Source organism: Pseudomonas sp. 008 (genome assembly GCF_016861935.1).
Taxonomy (GTDB): Bacteria; Pseudomonadota; Gammaproteobacteria; order Pseudomonadales; family Pseudomonadaceae; genus Aquipseudomonas.
On the sequence record NZ_BOMA01000012.1, the window covers coordinates 103550 to 121420 of the forward strand.

At 61.3% G+C, this 17871-nt stretch carries 14 protein-coding genes and 1 pseudogene; 4 read left to right on the forward strand and 11 right to left on the reverse strand.

Annotated features, from left to right (window positions below):
• Window positions 1-43 precede the first annotated feature (43 nt).
• From JUI81_RS22695 to JUI81_RS22730, 8 genes are all read right to left on the reverse strand, one after another.
• A complete protein-coding gene (locus JUI81_RS22695) occupies window positions 44-823 on the reverse strand; it encodes a 2-keto-4-pentenoate hydratase (protein ID WP_204125078.1) in 780 nt (259 codons plus the stop codon).
• Window positions 820-2427, reverse strand: a complete 1608-nt coding sequence (locus JUI81_RS22700) for a bifunctional 3-(3-hydroxy-phenyl)propionate/3-hydroxycinnamic acid hydroxylase (RefSeq protein ID WP_204125079.1) — start codon at window positions 2425-2427, stop codon at window positions 820-822. The genes JUI81_RS22695 and JUI81_RS22700 overlap by 4 nt, the downstream gene beginning before the upstream one ends.
• Window positions 2428-2489: 62 nt before the next feature.
• Complete coding sequence (locus JUI81_RS22705) at window positions 2490-3092, reverse strand: amino acid synthesis family protein (protein WP_018927859.1); 603 nt, start codon at window positions 3090-3092, stop codon at window positions 2490-2492.
• 10 nt (window positions 3093-3102) lie between these two features.
• Window positions 3103-3561 (reverse strand): VOC family protein, encoded by a 459-nt coding sequence (locus tag JUI81_RS22710; protein ID WP_018927858.1) that lies wholly within the window; start codon window positions 3559-3561, stop codon window positions 3103-3105.
• An 11-nt stretch (window positions 3562-3572) separates the two neighbouring features.
• On the reverse strand, window positions 3573-4613 hold the full coding sequence (locus JUI81_RS22715; protein ID WP_018927857.1) for a YCF48-related protein: 1041 nt from the start codon (window positions 4611-4613) through the stop codon (window positions 3573-3575).
• Window positions 4614-4625: 12 nt separating this feature from the next.
• Window positions 4626-5420 (reverse strand): SDR family NAD(P)-dependent oxidoreductase, encoded by a 795-nt coding sequence (locus tag JUI81_RS22720; protein ID WP_019578593.1) that lies wholly within the window; start codon window positions 5418-5420, stop codon window positions 4626-4628.
• 26 nt (window positions 5421-5446) lie between these two features.
• A complete protein-coding gene (locus tag JUI81_RS22725; protein ID WP_019578592.1) occupies window positions 5447-6937 on the reverse strand; it encodes an aldehyde dehydrogenase family protein in 1491 nt (496 codons plus the stop codon).
• Window positions 6938-6948: 11 nt separating this feature from the next.
• A complete protein-coding gene (locus JUI81_RS22730) occupies window positions 6949-8490 on the reverse strand; it encodes an acetolactate synthase large subunit (protein WP_019578591.1) in 1542 nt (513 codons plus the stop codon).
• A 248-nt stretch (window positions 8491-8738) separates the two neighbouring features.
• Between JUI81_RS22730 and JUI81_RS22735 the strand changes: the two genes are divergently transcribed.
• On the forward strand, window positions 8739-9497 hold the full coding sequence (locus tag JUI81_RS22735) for an IclR family transcriptional regulator (protein ID WP_018927853.1): 759 nt from the start codon (window positions 8739-8741) through the stop codon (window positions 9495-9497).
• Window positions 9498-9546: 49 nt separating this feature from the next.
• On the opposite strand, the gene JUI81_RS22740 is transcribed toward JUI81_RS22735, so the two are convergent.
• The 3 genes from JUI81_RS22740 to JUI81_RS22750 form a co-directional block, all read right to left on the reverse strand.
• Window positions 9547-10872 carry a hypothetical protein gene (locus JUI81_RS22740; RefSeq protein WP_204125080.1) on the reverse strand — a complete coding sequence of 442 codons (1326 nt, stop codon included), beginning with the start codon at window positions 10870-10872 and terminating at the stop codon, window positions 9547-9549.
• A gap of 3 nt (window positions 10873-10875) precedes the next feature.
• Complete coding sequence (locus JUI81_RS22745; protein ID WP_204125081.1) at window positions 10876-12309, reverse strand: aldehyde dehydrogenase family protein; 1434 nt, start codon at window positions 12307-12309, stop codon at window positions 10876-10878.
• Between the two features lie 89 nt (window positions 12310-12398).
• Window positions 12399-13847 (reverse strand): APC family permease, encoded by a 1449-nt coding sequence (locus JUI81_RS22750; RefSeq protein ID WP_018927850.1) that lies wholly within the window; start codon window positions 13845-13847, stop codon window positions 12399-12401.
• 343 nt (window positions 13848-14190) lie between these two features.
• On the opposite strand from JUI81_RS22750, the pseudogene JUI81_RS32270 reads away from it, so the two are divergent.
• From JUI81_RS32270 to JUI81_RS22760, 3 genes and pseudogenes are all read left to right on the forward strand, one after another.
• Window positions 14191-15384 (forward strand): annotated as a pseudogene (locus JUI81_RS32270) (HAMP domain-containing protein); the annotation flags it as partial.
• A 102-nt stretch (window positions 15385-15486) separates the two neighbouring features.
• Complete coding sequence (locus JUI81_RS32275; protein WP_371929207.1) at window positions 15487-16242, forward strand: methyl-accepting chemotaxis protein; 756 nt, start codon at window positions 15487-15489, stop codon at window positions 16240-16242.
• 85 nt (window positions 16243-16327) lie between these two features.
• The gene (locus JUI81_RS22760; protein WP_028940848.1) at window positions 16328-17836 is read left to right on the forward strand and encodes an MFS transporter; all 1509 of its coding nucleotides are present in this window, start codon (window positions 16328-16330) and stop codon (window positions 17834-17836) included.
• The last annotated feature ends 35 nt before the right edge of the window (window positions 17837-17871 follow it).

Consider the following 17871-nt stretch of genomic DNA (forward strand, 5'->3'; position numbering starts at 1 on the left):
TCGGCCTGAAAGGGACTCAGTCATCCGTGACGGCAGCTATCGTTCACACCGGGGCGGCGTCCGCCGTGAAAACCAAAGCCAGTTCCATGCCAAGCATATGCAGGCAGTACGTGGCGGGCTGGATATTCATTGGCGGCAACAACGCCCCGGACAGCACGACCTGCCCAGCCTCCACACGTTGACCGTCGGCCAACAGACGCCGAATCAGCCAGCACAGATTGGCCAGCGGGCTGTCCTCCCGATCGCGCGTATCACCGTTACCGCAGAGCGCGCCGTCGCACTCCAGGCGATACGCTACGTTGACGTGGTCTACAGGATCGAACGGGATGCGCGGTCCGAGACAATAAAGCCCCGCCGCCGCGTTATCGGCCAGAAAGGCGCCCACTCCGAAACTCCAGCCCTGCCAACGGCAGTCAGCGATCTCGAACGCAGGCGCCACGTCGCCGATGGCGGCCAGAATATCCTCGTCACGGTAGTCCCCCGGCGCCAGGGTACGCCCGAGTACAAACGCCAATTCGATCTCCAGCTTGGGCTGGATCAATCGCGAGAACGCCACCGCCGTACCCGGCTCGACAATCATGGTATCCATCAGGCCGCCATACACCGGCTCGTCAAGGCCAAAGCGTTTTTGCGCGGCGCTGCCGGCGAAGGCGACCTTCCACCCGCTCAGTCGCTCGCCTGCGGCTTGTTGGTGATCCAGCGCTTCGCGTTGCAGCGCATAACCCGCAAGCCGATCTATCGCCTCGGGGGCCAGTGGCGCAATGGCTTGCACCGTGCGCGTTGCCTGATGTAGCCGGTTAAGTAGCGCGTTGCCGCTGTTCATGACAGTTGCTCCGCCAGTTTGCGCAGCACACCTTCAAGCCTCTCTGGTGTGGTAATGGCGGCGACAAACCGGTCAGGACGCACCACCACGATGCAGTCACGCACCTTGGAGAACCATTCACCCAGGCGATTATCCACGTCCTCCACGCTGATGGCGTCCGAGGCCGTCAACGGCTGGCCACGTCCGATGCCACTGCGCGAACGATTGACCTGAATAAAACGCGTGTCCCAGCGCGCCCAATAAGCGGTCATTTCCTCGCTGAGTTGCTCGCGCGGGTTCACCCGATAACCCAGCACCGCATAGGAATTGCCAAGCACTTCGTCCAGGCGACGACGCTGCCCCTGGGCGTCTTCGATATGCGGCTGTACAAACAGCTGGCCGACCAGGTCGTCCTCGCGCAACTCGGCCCGCTCGTGATAGACCAAGCCCTTGGTGATGGTGGCCTTGGGTTTGAATTTGAACTCCAGCAGGTGCGAGCGCAGGTTGTCGACACTGTTCACCGCCTGGAACAGCCAGTCGCGCACGCCGGCCATCAGCGGGTTGGTCATTCCCAGTACCGCGCCCATGTTGTCGGCCAGGGCTACCAGCTCGGTGGCATGCCCACGGCGCTCCTGGTCGTAGCTGGCGAGGATCGAGTGCGAGGCACGGCCCTGGATGATCGCCGCCAGTTTCCAGGCCACGTTGGCCACGTCCCTCAGCCCGGAATTGAGGCCCTGCCCGGCCCAGGGTGGAGAAATATGCGCGGCATCGCCCACCAGCGCCACACGCCCTTCTACAAACCGCACCGCGACCCGGGAGTGGTGGGTATAGGCTCGGATGCGGATGATGTTCAACTGATCGACCGCGTTGCCGATATGCCCACGGATCAAGTCGCGAATGGTGCTTTCCTCACACATCCTCGCTTCATCTTCGCCCTCCAGGAGCATGAATTCCCAGCGGCGTTGCTGGTACGGCAGATAGATGCACACGAAGGGCCGCTCCGGGTCGGCATGCAGTGCGGTGTAGGGTGCATCGAGGGTGTCATTGGCCGTATCGACCACCACCCATTTGCGCGCATGTGTCAGCCCCGACAGCTCGATACCGAGCTTTTTACGCACAGTGGAGCGTCCGCCATCGGCGCCGATGACATAGTCAGCCCGCAGTTGATAAATCTCGCCTTGAGCATCGCGCACCTGCAATGTCACGCCCTGCCCGTCCTGCTCGAGTTCGAGCATTTCGTGGCCTTGGCGCAACACAACGCTGGCACGCTGTCCCAGGGTTTCGCGCAACGTGCCTTCCAGCAACTGCTGCATGAAGATATTACGCATTGGCCAGCCGTAATGGGCGGTACTCGGCTTGACCTCGGCGAAGCACACACCGCGTGCATTGTAATAGCGCAGCGGTACATCGCAGATCATGTCGCGTACAGCGAGATCGGCGATGCCGATCCCCTGCAGTACGCGCAGTGCTTCATCATCCATGCCCACCGCGCGTGGATAAGGCAGTACGCCGTCGGCAAGTTCAAGGACGACGCAGTCGATACCGTACATCCCCATATAGTGTGCGGCCGTGATCCCGTTAGGGCCGCCGCCGACAATGACAACTTGGGTCTTCTCCTGCTTCATCGCTATTCACCGCTTTCTTGTTGTGTTTTTAATCCGACGCCGCTAAAGCCATGCGCCTGAAATCAGTGCAGCCCATCAATACCTTTGACGTCTGCCGCCTGCAGACCGCCCAGCCGCGCATGCAAGCGCCCGCGCGTGGCGAAGGCCCAGATCACGATCACCTCATCCGGCGCGGGGCCGTCGCCAAACATCAAGGACATGCTGTCGTAATGGGAGCGTACATACAGTGCATCCTTGTGGGCCAACGGCACATCGATGGTTGAACCTGGGGCGCCCCGTTTGCCGGTGGACGGCACCCAGGATTTGCCCCCGCCCAGCGCCAGGCGCACCGGATCGGCAGCCGGGTTGGTCAGGAACGCATTGCCGTGTTCGTATTCGCCCTGGCTGCCCACCATGCAAGCTTTACCGTAGCTGACAATATCCCGCGAGCCGGCCAGCGCCTGAATGCGACGACCGAACTCTTCGCCCAGCAGCGGCGACGGTTCTACCAGCTCTGTCAGCGACTCGCTGTAGCGACCGGCATAGGGGTTGGCGATCACGGCGGCGACGGCATATTTGAACAGCGGCTCGCCATCGGCTAACTGGCCACTTTCGTTGGCCAGGGTTTCTTCGACAAAGCTGTACCACTTGCGGATGTGATACGAAGCAAAATTCGCGGTTTTCATCTGGGTGGCCTCAAAGCGGGTCTAGTGGGTCTAGATTGAAATGTCGGCTTGGCGCGCCAGCGGCCTTGAACCGGGCCTTGCCGCGCGCATCGTCGTGTTCGGTCTCAAGGAAAAATTCCATGCGATTACCGTCAGGGTCGTTGAAATACACACCATGGCCGATTTCGTGATCGGTGATCTTCACCACCTCGACGCCCTTGCCCAGCAACATGCCGTAGAGCTGGCGCAAGGTGGTCATGTCCCCGGCGATTTCCAATCCATAGTGTTGCAACCCCAACCCGCCCTGATGGGCGCCGGGCTCTGCACGAAGCAAGGCGATGTCGTGATGTTTGGTGCCAAACGCCATCATGACCCAGCTTTCGCCCCGGGCACTTTCATGCATGCCCAGGATGTCGGCGTACCAGCGTGCCGACACATCAGGATCACTTACCGAGAGCGATAAGTGAGTACGAAGGATTTCGACTTTCATCGCGTGATACCTCAGCTTTTTTTGACCACGGATTGATGCCCTGCCTTGATCTGCGCCACTGCGGGGGTCCAGAGCACGTCAGCGATCTCACTGAATTCGCGCCACTGTTTCTGCCAGCCATCACCGCCATTCCCGGAGGTGAACAAGTGCCCGTACTTGGTTCCCGCAACGATCTGTCGCGGATTTTCCGGGTTGAAGGCAATGGCCCAGACGCAGGAGTTGGGTTGTTGCGGCAGGGGCAGCACTTCCCAGCTGAGCGCAGCATCACGGGACACCAGGATCTTGCTGGTGGTACCGGGCGTGCCATCGGAAATACTCAGGTACAGGTCGCTTTGCGTGCCCAACGGCGCGTTCATGGCGCGCATGTAGTACAGGCCAAACGCTTCTCGACCGATAATGCCAGTCCAGGTCAGCCCCTCATCCAGGCTGCGGTAGACGGCGTTGACGCAGACCACCACGATGACTTTCTGACCATGATTGGGCAGTACCAGAATGTTGTGGACATCCGAGTTGTAGTCCCACAGCAGCCGATCATCGACGCGCGTCCAGCTGTCGCCACCGTCACGGGAGTGGAATAACCCACCCTCTTCAAGGCCGAACCATAGCTGGTTGCGGTCGGTCGGGTCATAGGCGAAAGCCAGCAGCCGTGGGCGGCTGACTCCGTCGCAGAATTCCGGAATCTCAACCGGCGCACGATCCCAACTGAGACCACCGTCCAGAGTCCTCCACAGTACGGCGCGCGAAGGTGCACCGGTGCCGACGAAAATCCGTTGCGCGTCCTGCGGATCGACGGCGACTTTCCAGACCGTCTGCCCGTTGAAAGGCGAATCGACCCGCTGCCAATGGCCGCCGGTGTCGCGGCTGACACACAAACCTACGTCCGTGCCGGCGTAGATCACCTCAGGCTCGCCGGGGTGCACGCTCAAGGATCGAGTGATCGCGTCGAACTCCAGATCCTGGCCCAGGCCCAGGCGATGCCAGGTCCGACCCTCGTCGGCGCTGCGGATCACCGCCTGCCCTACCGTGGCCACTAACAGGGTTCCGTTACTCATCGCTGGTGCTCCTCAGATGTAGATACCGCGGGTCAAACCGCCGTCGATGCCGATGGATTCTCCGGTCACCGCGCCAGCCTTTGGCGACGCCAGGAAACCAATCAGCCAGCCCATTTCAATCGGTGCCAGGGTGCGGCGAATCGGCGTCGCGTCGATGTAGGCCTGCTCAACCTGTTCCGAGGTCTTGCCTTGCTTGACCGCTTCGCGCTCGTACAACTCCTGGATGTGCGGGGTGTCAACCACGCCAGGGTGAATCAGGTTGACCGTGATGCCCGAAGGGCCCAACTGGTCGGAGAGGGTTTTGGTCATGTGGGCGATCGCCAGGTTGCGCATCCCCGAGAGGACTTTGCTGCTGCGCCCGGTGAGGCCGCCGATGTTGATGATGCGACCGAAACCGCCGGCCTTCATGTGCGGGGTCACTGCCTTGGCGCAACGGAAGTAGCCGATCACCTTGGTGTTGAGATCCGACAGCAACTCGTCGTCGCCGGCATGTTCGATGTCATTGCGCACCACTCCGGACGGCGCTGCGGCACCGTTGACCAGGATGTCGATGCGGCCGAAGTGTTTGTGCGCAGCTTCGACCATGTCAGACACGGCCGACATCTGATTGGTGTCGCAATACAGCGGCAGTACTTCGTTGCCGGTCTGAGCCGTGATCTCTTCGGCAGCCTGTTGGAGAAACTCCATGCGGCGTGCGCAGATCACCACCTTGCAGCCCTCTTCGGACAGAAAACGTGCGACTTCCTTGCCGATACCCATACCTCCGCCGGTGACGATGGCCACGCGGCCTTTCAATTCCAGATCCATAGCATTTCCTCTTGTGATTATTCGGTTCAGGCGAGATCGACGAAGACGCTCTTGGTCTCGGTGTAGGCATCGATCACGTTTTTACCCATTTCCCGGCCCCAGCCAGATTGCTTGTACCCGCCGAACGGCGAAGCCGCGTCGACCACGTTCCAGCAGTTGATCCACACCGAGCCCGCCTTGAGCTGCGCTGCCACGCGGTGCGCCGAGCGCAGGTCGCGGGTCCACAGGCCTGCTGCGAGGCCATAAGGCGAATCGTTGGCGCGCAGCACCAGGTCGTCGATTTCGGTCCAGCTCATGACGGTCAGCACCGGACCGAAGATCTCTTCGCGGGCGACACAGGCACGTTCGGCGCGATCAAGGAACACGCTGGGCGCAATGAAGTGGCCGCGCTCCAGGTGGGCGGGACGGCCGCCACCGCAGATCAGTTCGGCACCCTCCTCCTGACCACGTTGCAGGTAGCCTTTGACCGTGCTCAATTGGCGGCCCGACACGAGTGGGCCCATGCTGGTAGCCGGGTCCAAACCATTACCGAGCACGTGGGCGGTGGCATGCCGCTCAAGTTCTTCGAGCACCTGATCGAGCACACTGGCGTGTACGTATAAACGTGAGGCAGCCGTGCACACCTGGCCCTGGTTGTAGAAGATGCCGTCGGCGGCACCTTTGGCGGCGCGCACGATATCGGCGTCCGGCAAGATGATGTTCGGCGACTTGCCGCCCAGTTCCAGCGAGACTTTTTTCATGTTGCTGGTGGCCGCCTGAGCGATCAGCCGGCCGACGTGGGTCGAGCCGGTGAAGGCGATCTTGTCCACGTCGGGATGCTGCGCCAGCGGTCCGCCCGTTTCCGCGCCAAGACCGGTGATCAGGTTGACCACCCCCGCTGGAAACCCGGCGGCCTCGATCAACTGCACCAGTCGAATCGCGACCAGTGGAGTTTGCTCGGCAGGCTTGAGCACCGCGACACAGCCTGTCGCCAGCGCTGGGCCAAGCTTCCACACGCACATGTTCAACGGGAAGTTCCACGGTACGATCAGCGCGCACACACCCACCGGTTCACGCAAGGTGTAGTTGAGCATCGGCGCACCGCTGGCCGGCGATACAGGCAGCGTGCTGCCTTCGATCTTGGTCGGCCAGCCAGCGAAGTAGCGAATGATGGTCGCCGCACTGGCCGCTTCCCCTCGAGCGGCTGAGATGGGTTTGCCGTTCTCCAGCGTGATCAACTGCGCCAGCTCCTCGCGGTGCTGATCCAACAGGTCCGCCAGTCGAAACAGCAGCAGACCGCGCTGGGCGGGAGACTGCAGTGCCCAGGCGCCGTTGAACGCTGCGCGGGCTGCCGCAACGGCCGCATCTACGTCACGCGCGTCACCTTGGGCCACTTCCGTCAGGGTTTCTTCAGTTGCCGGGTTTTCCACGGCAAACCGCCGGCCAGCGGCGGCGTCCTGCCAACTGCCACCGATAAACAGGCGGCCAGGCTGGGACAGAAAGTGTTGCACAGCAGGTAGCACTTCAAACTGTTTCATCATCGACTCCTTCACAGCGCCATTTCGATCAGGCAAGGACCACCTTCGGCATTGGCGTTGGCCAGCGCCCGTTGCAGTTCGGCATTGGTGTGCACCGTGCAGGCCGGCACGCCGTAGCCCTTGGCCAGAGCCTTCCAGTCAATCCGCGGGCTATCGAGCACCGTCAGGCGCAGGGCTTCAGGCCCCATTTCAGTCATGCCGAAGCGGCGCAGTTCGTTCTGCAAAATGGCGTAGCGATGGTTGGCGGCAATCAGGATCACCACCGGCACCTGCTCACGGGCGATGCTCCACAGGGTTTGGATGGTGTACTGGGCACTGCCGTCGGATTGCAGGCAGAACACGCGATTGCCCCGCTCCGCCAAGGCGGCGCCGAACCCCACCGGAATGCCCTGGCCGATCGCGCCACCGGTATTGGTCAACACCCGGTGCCGAGCGGCGCCAGCGGAGGCGGTGAAAAACGGATAGCCGCAGGTGCCGCCTTCCACGGAGACAATGCTGTCGTCCGGCAGCGATGCGGCTAAAACCTGGCCGATGGACTGAGGTGTGAGCTCGGCATGGCCTGGCGGCAGTTCGATGCCCATCGGTGTCGGCACGTAGGCCGGTGCATTGAGGGCATCGGCCAGCGCCGTCAGCGCGCCGGCTACATCGTCACCGACATCGGCCAGCGTCAGCAGACGCTCACGCTCGGCGAGGCGCGACGGGATGCCTTCGTAGCCGAAATAACTGATGGGCTCCGGCACCCCGGCACACACGACCTGGTCGTACTGCTCAAGGATTTCAATGGCCACTTCCGGGAAGTACGGCAGGCGATCCAGATCCGGCAAACCACCACCACGGTAGCTGAGCCGTGGAAAGGTCTCGGCAAACAGGCGCACGCCAGGCAGTTGCGCCAGGCGCCCCGCTGCTTCCAGACCGGCGACCGACAACCCCTCATCCCCGACAATAAACACCAGGCGCTGCCCGTCACGCAGTGCCTGTGCCACCGTCTCGACCCGGTCACCGGCAAACCGGCGAATCGGCGCCCGCATCGGAGCGAACACGCCGTTGTGCGTCACTGCGCTGGCTTGCAGGTCCATGGGCAGAATCAGGCTGGCGATCTGCCCTTTGGCCTGCCAGGCCGACCGCACCGCTTCCTGTAAATCTTCGCCGATACCCGACGCCGTGCGCGAGGTGCGTACCCAACCGGAGACAGTCCCGGCCAAGGCCTGGATGTCACTGGCCAGCGGCGGATCGTAGTTGACATGCCATGACGCGTGATCACCGATCACGTTGACGATAGGGGTATTGGCACGACGCGCGTTGTGCAGGTTGGCGATGCCATTGGCAAACCCGGGGCCCAGGTGCGTCAGGGTCATCGCCGGCTTGCCGGCAATCCGGCCATACCCATCCGCCGCCCCCGTGCACACCCCTTCGAACAACGACAACACCGGCTTCAGTGCTGGTGCGCTGGCCATGGCCGCCACCAATGGAATTTCGGTGGTTCCGGGGTTGGCGAAGCAGTATTCGATACCGCTTGCCGCTGCCGCATTCACTATCAGTTGCGCACCATTCATTTTCAGCCCTCTTGCTTGAGCATTTGCAGTGATGAGATTTATCACACACAAACACTCAATCAACAAGCATTAAATTAATGTTTGTCTCGCTTAGTGAGATTTATGCAATTTTATTTGCACCAGAAAGACTGCCGAGATTGCGTTTTTCTCTCACTGAGGTAGTGTTGCGCCAGCGCTTGGCGCTTCTGCGGGATGTCTGGTCTACGCCGGAACGAAGCACGCGCCCTCCCCCCGTCTTTAGGAACGAAATGAGTAGCCTGAGCAAATTACTGAGTGTCCTGGACCTGTTCGGTCCACAGACATTGAAGATCGACCCCGACACCATTGCCGAGCGCATGGGCCTGTCACGCGCGACCGTGTACCGCTACGTCAAGGATTTGTGCGACGCCGGCCTGCTGACCCGCGTGGACGCCGGCAGTTATGGCTTGGGGCCGCGAGTCATCGAACTGGACTGGATGATGCGTCAGTACGACCCTATCCTCGTTGCCGGGCGCGAGTTGATGCACGAGCTGTCCGCGCAAACCGGCCTGGCCGTGTTTGCGAGCGTCTTTTATGACGGTCGCATCATCAACACCTACATCGCCGAACCCACCGACACCTACCACTTTGCGTTCGGGCGCGGGCAACCGCTGCCGTTCTTTCGCGGCGCGCAATCCAAGGTGTTGATCGCCTTTCAGAAAGGTCGCCGTTTGCAACGCTTGTTCGACGAGCATATGGCCAACGACCCGGACTGCCCTTATGACTGGTCAAGCTTCTCCAAGGCCGCGAAAAAGATTCGCAAGGACGGTTACTGCCTCACCCATGATGAACTCAACCTGGGCTTGACCGGCATCGCCGCGCCGATCATCCAGACGGACATCGACGAAGTGGTTGGCAGCCTGTCCGCCGTCGGCAGCACGCAGAGCTTCAAGCTGCTGCGCCAGGAAACCGTGATCGAAATGGTCATGGATACCACTCGGCGCATCGCCGAAAACATGCGTAATCAGTCGAACACCACCACGCCCTAGCCTATGGACAAGCCGCCGGTCCCTTACCAGGGACGCGGCGGATATGCGGTCAGAACGGAACAGCCACCGTCAATTGGCTGTACAGGTTGGTGCCATTGCCGCCGACTTGATTGCCACCCGTGGTTGAGTCCTGATCGGGTTTGTAGAGGCCAATCAGCGGGGTAATGATCAAGTGCGGGTTGGCTGCCCATTCGGCGTAGATATCCAGCTCACGGGCATTGAGGTTCAGCGCGTTGTTTTTACGCACCGTGTCGAAATCGAAGTACAGCGCGCCCAAGGTCAGGTTTTCCAGCGGAGTGGCCTTCAGACCGACGTGCTGAATGCTGGTATTGCTGTTGAACGGCCCGGCGTAGTTGCCGGCGACTTCGCCCTGAAACCAGGTGCCGTAGCCCATGCTCAAGCCAGTGAACAGCGGATCCCATTTCTGTGAATAGCGGGTATAGCGATAGGTCACCTTGGGCGCCCAGGCGGTATCGGCGAAGGTGTAGCCCGCTTCGCCATACCAGGCTTTCTCAGGCCCGGCGTCCTTGTCCTGCCAGGCGTATTCGAACGCCAGGCTGACGTTCTTGATGCCCGCATCGCCTTCACCGCGAACGCTGTAGACGTTCATGCCTTTGCGCTGGCGTTGAACGTCGGTGGCCCATTGATCGCTCACGTCGATGCCGTGTAACCAGGTCAGCCCGATCGTACCCGGTTGGGTGGTGTAATCCAGCGTGCCGGCGGCCAGTTCGGTTTCGGCCTGGACGCGGTTGTCGGATTTGAGCCACACCAGACTGCCGTGCAGGCCATCTTGCCCACCCAGGCGCAACAGCGCGGTTTGATCGAACGCATGCCGTGCAGCCAGGTAATAAGCGCCCCCACGGTTCATAGTGCCATTGGCCGGGCCCTCGCCCAGGTTCAGTCCGTCATCGTTGATCAGGAACCCTCGGCCCAGCTTGACCACCTGGCGCCCGCCGGAAATATCAACCCCGTCCTTGCCTAACGCAGGGAACAGGTCGCCGGAGCGCCAGCCCAGGTAGGCGTCTTCGATCTTTGTTGTGCGCTCGGTTCCCAGGGAATTGCCGCCTGGGTCGCCGTCGCCCCAGGTGGCGGAACTGACCAGGGCGAATGCCCCATACGCGGTGCCATTGCCCGCCAGGGACTGGTCGCCATTCAAGCCGTACTTGATGAAGCCTTCGCGCCAGGTAGATCCACCGGGCGTGCCGTCGTAGTTCTTGCGACTGTTGAACTGGCCGAACACGGCGGTCATGTCTGCGTTGAGGTGACGGCCCTCATCACTGTACAACTCATAGGCCTGGGCCTGATTGATGGCGCATAGAACCAATGTGCACACAAGCCTGCCACCAAACACGGGATGACGTGACGGATTGCGCATGGCTCAAGCTCCTTGTGGTGCGCTTTTAAAGGGGCGGACAAACAGCAGTTGCTGGCCAGTGAACTCCAGCAGCCCCTCAAGGCCGAACTCGACGCCAAACCCGGACATCTTGCTGCCGCCAAACGGCGTATTCGGCTGAATCTGCGCGTGGCAATTGACCCAGGCAACGCCGCTTTCCAGGCGGCTGGCCAGTGCCTGGGCCTGCTCGACATCCGGCCCCCAGACCGATCCACCCAGCCCCATGTCACCGGCATTGGCACGCCGCAGCACATCCTCGACATCCCGGTACGCGATCAAAGGCAACACAGGACCGAACTGTTCCTCGTCGACCAGACGCTGGCCATCTGTCACGTCCGCGACCAGGGTCGGCGGATAAAAGAAACCGGGGCGATCCAGACGCGCGCCGCCGCACAGCACGCGTGCGCCTTGTGCCCGCGCGTCAGCGACCAGCGCGTCGACAAGCTCCAATTGCTCAAGGTTTTGCACCGGTCCAAAGGTGACGCCAGCTTCCAGGCCATCGCCCACCACTTGGCGCGTCGCAATCAGGGTCAGCGCATCAGCGAAGGCCTGGTACTGCGATTCATGGATATACAGACGCTTGAGGGCCGCGCAGGTCTGGCCCATGTTGAGAAACGCCGCCTGGAAAATCTCCTCGACCACCGCCTCAACCGGCGTACCGGGCAGAACGATTGCCGCGTCGTTACCACCCAGCTCCAGCGTCAGGCGCTTGAGGTTGTTGGCGGCGCCGCGCATGACGCTTTGTCCGGTGGCGGTCGAGCCGGTGAACACAATCTTCTGAATGCCGGTATGCGAAGTGATTGCGCTGCCGAAACCTTGCTCGCCCGTCAGGCAATTGATCACGCCGTGAGGCACATGGCGGGCGATGATCTCCACCAGGCGCAAGGTGCTCAGCGGGGTCAGGCTCGACGGTTTGCTGATCACACAGTTACCGGCTCGCAGCGCCGGCATGATGTGCCAGACGGCGATCATGAATGGCCAGTTCCACGGCGTGATCGACGCCACCACACCCAAAGGCTTGCGATGCAACTCGATCCGCTGGGCGGGGGTTTCCTCCACCAGCTCCACGGCAATCTCCTGCCCGGCCGCATAGCGGGTCCAGGCGGCGGACCCCATGACTTCGGAAAACGCCAGTTCCAGTGGTTTACCTTGTTCCAGCACAATCAGTCGGGCCAGTGACTCTGCCTCCCGCTCGATATCCGCCGCAACCGCCAACAGGCGCTCGCAACGGTCTGCGTGGGTGCTGTGCCGCCAGCTTTTGAACGCCGCTTGTGCAGCGTCGACCGCCTGGTCGAGTTGCGCCAGCGAGCCGGCGGGGCATTGGGCGAATGCAGCACCGGTGGCCGGGTTGATCACATCAAACTGGCCCTGTTCACCGGCGACCTGAACGCCATTGATGAGCATCTTGTAGTTGTGCATTTGAAACCTTCCTTTCACACACTGACGAGCCATGCCGGGCAACGGCAGGCTGGAATTGTCTGGTTAGTCGAGCAGTAACGAGTGCGGCCTTAAAGCTTGTGGCTGCCCAAGGCAAGAAACCGTTGCGGGGAGATCTTTCGCAAGCGCGCGGCGAGCATGACGCCGATGATCAGGGCCGCGGGAATGATGGCGCAGAGTCCGTAGGACAATAGCTGGCTGGCCCCGGTCAACACGTCGAAATGCACCACCGCCAGCCCCAGCACGAGCACCAATGCCAGGGAGGAGAAAACAGGCAGGATGCGCCCGCGCCATATCCCGACGTTAAGCTCGGGATGACGCTGAAAGTAGACGCAGACCGCTACCGACGTCAGCGCCATCAGTAAAATGACGCAGAGGGTGGCGAGGTTGGAGAACCAGGCGAACAGTTGCAGGATCGGGTCCGCATCCAATGCAGCGAAAATCAGTACCACCACAGCAGCAATCAGGCTCTGCAACACCGAACCCATATGGGGGCTCTGATGCACGCGGTGAGTGGTGCCCAACAGACTGTGTAACAGGCCATCACGGCCGATCGCGTAAAAATAGCGCGCCGCGGCGTTATGAAAGGCCAGGAGGCCGGCATAGATACTGACCATGAACAGCACCCGGATAATCTGAGTCAGCCAGGGGCCGACAAAGTGATCGGACATGCCGTAGATAAACGTCGTGGGATCCTGCAAGGCCTGCAGCATCGGCACGATCTTGTCCGCACCCACGCCCACCACCATCGACCACACCGACAGCGCGTAGAACCCACCGATCAGCAGCACCGAACTGTAGGTGGCAATCGGGATAGTACGCTGCGGGTTCTTGGCCTCTTCGCCGTAAATAGTCGTCGCCTCAAAGCCGATGAATGCCGCAAAACAAAACAGCAGGCCGATGGACGGGGTACCGCCGAGCACATGGGTGCGGTCGAACGCATCAAGGTTGATGCCGCTGTCGCCGCCGGATTTGAGGATGGCAAAATCCAGGATCAGGATCGCCAGGTACTCGGCGATTACCACCACCGACAGCACCCGCGCAGAAAGGTCGATCTTGCGATAGCCCAGAATCGCAATGCTCGCCATCGCCATCAGCGAGTAGGACCACCACGGCAACACCAGCCCAAATACACTTTCCATGGTGCCACTGACGACCCCACCGAACATGCCATACAACCCGACCTGAAGAATGTTATAGGCAAACATCGCCAACACCCCGGCCGCGCCGCCTGCCAGGCCACCCAAACCACGTGAGGTGAACGCATAAAAACCGCCGGCATTGGTCAGGTGCCGGGACATGGTGGTGTAACCCACCGAGAACGCGAGCAGCACCAGCAACGCCAGGATCAGCAATGCCGGAGTACCGGCACCGTTACCCAGCATGATGCCAATCGGGAAGCCGCCGGCGATCACACTTAAAGGGCTCGCCGCCGACACCACGAAGAAGATGATGAACCCGACGCCCAGGGCGCCACGCTTGAGCTCCGTGGAGCTGTTGATCGAGATAGGTACACTCATGTTGTTGACCTTATTGTATGAGGCAGTCGCTGTTGGGGTGGCCCGATTGAATTCCATCGGCACCAATTAGCGTTTTGTTTTAGTTGCGCGCTGAATTCGATCCTATGCCCGCCCCTGAACCGCTCGCTATCCCAAATCGGTAGCATCCGAGGCGCCGCCCCAAAACAGGTCGATGCGACACCCGCAATCCGCCAGTTCTTGCCGATTCGGGATAACCGGCTGGCCGTTCCCTCCCGCATGCTAGCGTCACCCGCTCTATACCCAGATGCCGGCACCGATAATAAAAGCGAGGGCCTGGTCCACAGCCCATCGCAGCCAAAGCCCTCTGCAGGAAGTCCCAGTCATGCGTTTAGCTCATCTCACTATCCAATGGCGGATCACACTCCTGAGCGGACTGTGCCTGCTGGCTGTCGTCGGCGCGCTGGTAGGCACCTCGGTGTACCAGAACCAACAAAGTGCAAAATTGCTGAAGGAGCAGAGCAGTCACCTGCTCGGGCAAGCCGCCGTGGAGCGCTTGCAAGCCCAGGCCGCTGCCCATGGCCAACAGGTCGAACGCTTTTTCAACGAAACGGCGCTGTATAGCGAAGGGTTCGCGCAACAGGTTCTGCAACTGCGCGATCAAACGCTAAATGGACGCCTCACGGCTGGGCAATTGCGCGAAGCGCTGATCAGCGTGACCCGTCAGACACTGCTCAACCGCGAAAAAGTGCTCGGCCTGTACGTCATCCTTCTGCCTGACGCGTTGGCGGGCGCAGACGCTAATTTCGTCGGGCAACGTGCACTGGCGAGCAACGAAAAAGGTCGTTTTGCGCTGTATTGGTCACAGAGCCAGCCGGGACAATTGGTCCAGGATGTGCTCACCGAGGCGCAAATCTTCACCAACACAGCGCCCCCCGGCAGCGAACCGACAAACGTCTGGTACACCTGCCCTCAAGCTCAAAGGCGCACGTGCGTGGTGGAGCCCTACACCAGTGAGGTGGAAGGCCAGAAAGTCCTGATGAGCAGCATTTCTGTCCCTCTGATCGCCAACGGCAAGATCCTCGGCGTGGTCGGCATGGACATTGGCCTCGACACGCTGCAAAAGCTGGCTGCCGACCTCGGCCAGGACCTGTATCAAGGCAACAGCGAAGTGGCCATTGTGTCGGCCTCCGGCCAGGTGGCAGGACGCAGCGGCGAAGTCTCCGGGACCACCCTCGATATACGCCAGGCTCTGCAACCCGTGGCAGGCAATCCACTCTGGCAACTGGAGATCAAGGTTCCCCAAGCCCTGGTGCAGGCACCCGCCCGGCAAATGCAAAGCGAACTGGACGACAAAAGCCGCCAGGCCAACTGGCTCAACCTTTGCTTGGGGGTATTGGCCAGTTGCCTCGGCATGTTGCTGATCTGGCTGGCCGCCTACGGGGTGACACGCCCGCTGCTGAAGGTGGCAGGTCTGCTTGATGCCATCGTCGATGGCGATGGTGACCTTACCCAACGCCTGCCCGCCGGGCGACGCGACGAATTGGGCCAATTAGCCAATGGGTTCAACCGTTTTCTGGACAAGTTGCAGCCGATTATCCGTGACATTCAAACCGCCTCCCTGGATACCCGCAACAGCGCCAATACCTCGTCGGGGATCGCCCGGGAAGTCAGCGCAGGGATGCAACGCCAGTACCGCGAAGTGGAGCTGGCCGCGACCGCGCTGCACGAAATGAGTGCCAGTGCCCAGCAAGTGGCGCGCCATTCCCACGGTGCCGCCGACGCAGCGACAGCCGCCGAAAGCGCGAGCCGATCAGGTCAAGCGGTGTTCTCCATCGCCGAAAGCAGCATCGAAAGCCTCGATCAGCGTCTGGACACCACCCTTAAGCAAGTGCATGCCCTCGCCGATAGCAGCACCCAGATTGGCCAGGTGCTGGACGTCATCAGCACCATCGCGCAGCAGACCAACTTGCTGGCGTTGAATGCGGCCATCGAAGCGGCCAGAGCGGGCGAACAGGGGCGCGGCTTCGCGGTGGTAGCCGATGAAGTCAGGCACCTGGCCAGCAACACCCAGAGCTCGGTCGAACAGGTCCGCACGGTGATAGAAATGTTGCAGCAGTTGAGCCAGGAGGTGGTGCACAGTACCCAGCTGAGCCGCGAGCAAGCCGGCAACAGCGTGATCCAGGTGCAACAGACCCGTACGGCGCTGGAGAATATTTCCCAGGCCGTGGATGTGATCGAGCAGATGAATCAGCAGATCGCCAGCGCAGCCCTGGAGCAAAGCACGGTCGTGGAAGATATCAACCATCGGGTCAGTGGCATTCGCAGCATCAGCGAAACACTGACCAAACGGATGAGCGATGCCTCAACGGCCAGTGACTCACTCCATGAAATGGCCAACCATCAACAGCAGCTTGTCGGCCATTTTCGAGTGTAAAGGGGCACGGCAGGCTACCTGCCGGTGCTGACGTCTTGACTGAGTTACAGTTGCCGGCTTTCGACCATCGTTCATCGAGTCCCCCATGATTCCCCCACGTCGTTGGCTGATCCTGGCCATTATTTCCAGCGCATTGCTGCTGATCGTCATTGATATGACGGTGTTGTACACCGCCCTGCCGACACTGACCCGTGAGCTCGATGCCTCGGCCTCGCAAAAGCTCTGGATCATCAACATCTATGCATTGATCGCTGCCGGGCTGCTGTTGGGCATGGGCACACTCGGTGACCGCCTCGGGCACAAACGCCTGTTTATCGGCGGGCTGAGTGTGTTTGGCCTGTTCTCGCTGATCGCGGCCTTCTCGCCATCGGCCAGCGTATTGATCGGTGCCCGTGGCTTCCTGGCCGTCGGCGCAGCGATGATGATGCCGGCTACTTTGGCCATCGTGCGGATGACGTTCACCGACCCGCGCGAGCAGGCGATGGCATTCGGCATCTGGGCATCGGTTGCCTCAGGGGGCGCTGCGTTCGGCCCGGTAGTGGGCGGCCTGCTGCTGGAGCATTTCTGGTGGGGCTCGGTGTTTCTGATCAACGTGCCTATTGTGCTGGTGGCACTGGTCCTCGGCGCGGTGTTGATCCCGAATCACCCGGGGGATGCCAAAAAGCGATGGGACTGGCTGGGCTCGCTGCAGGTCATGATCGGGTTGATCAGCCTGGCGTATGCCGTCAAGGAACTCGGTAAACGGGCGCCCTCCTTCGACGGCATGCTGGTGGCGGTCGTGCTGGGTGCGCTATTCCTGACGCTGTTCATTCGACGCCAACGCCGTGCCGCACAGCCGATGCTCGATCTGGCGCTGTTCACCACGCCTGGCTTCAGAAATGCCGTCATTTCAGCAGTCGTGTCGGCCGCTGCGTTGATCGGCATGGAACTGGTGTTCAGCCAGCGCCTGCAACTGGTGCTCGGCATGTCGCCGCTGGAGGCGGCATTGTTCATCCTTCCCCTCCCACTGGGCTCCTTCGTCGCAGGGCCGCTTGCCGGTTACTACCTGCCGCGCCTGGGAAACCGGCGGATGCTGTGCTGGACGTTGCTGCTGTCGTCAGCCGCGATGCTGAGCTATCTCTTGCTGTACAACGCTGCGGTTTACCTGCAAGTCGCCAGCCTTGCCCTGTTGGGCTTGACGATTGGCGCTGCACTGACCGTTTCGTCCAGCACCATCATGCTCAGCGTGCCCGCCGATAAAGCCGGCATGGCCGCCTCCATCGAGGAAGTGTCCTTTGAACTGGGCGGAGCTGTGGGTGTGACGCTGGCGGGCAGTCTGTCATCGGCGATTTATGCGTATTCGGCGGGCCTGATGATTCCGTCATGGCTGACCCTGAACCCCGCGACATTCGAGAGTCTCGACGACGCGTTGGTCGTCGCCGAGACGTTGTCACCCGAAGGCCGCGCGATGCTGAGCGCATTCGCCCGTGCGGCGTTCGATGCAGGCTTCGTTGCCGTGCTGGCAGCGTCGGCAGTCCTGCTGTTGATCGCATCGCTGCTGGTCAAGTTGAGCAGACAGGCGCAGCCGCGTGAGGTCGCAGACCATCCTTGGTAAGCAAAACGCAGATTTGGTTGAACGGTTCTGCGTGG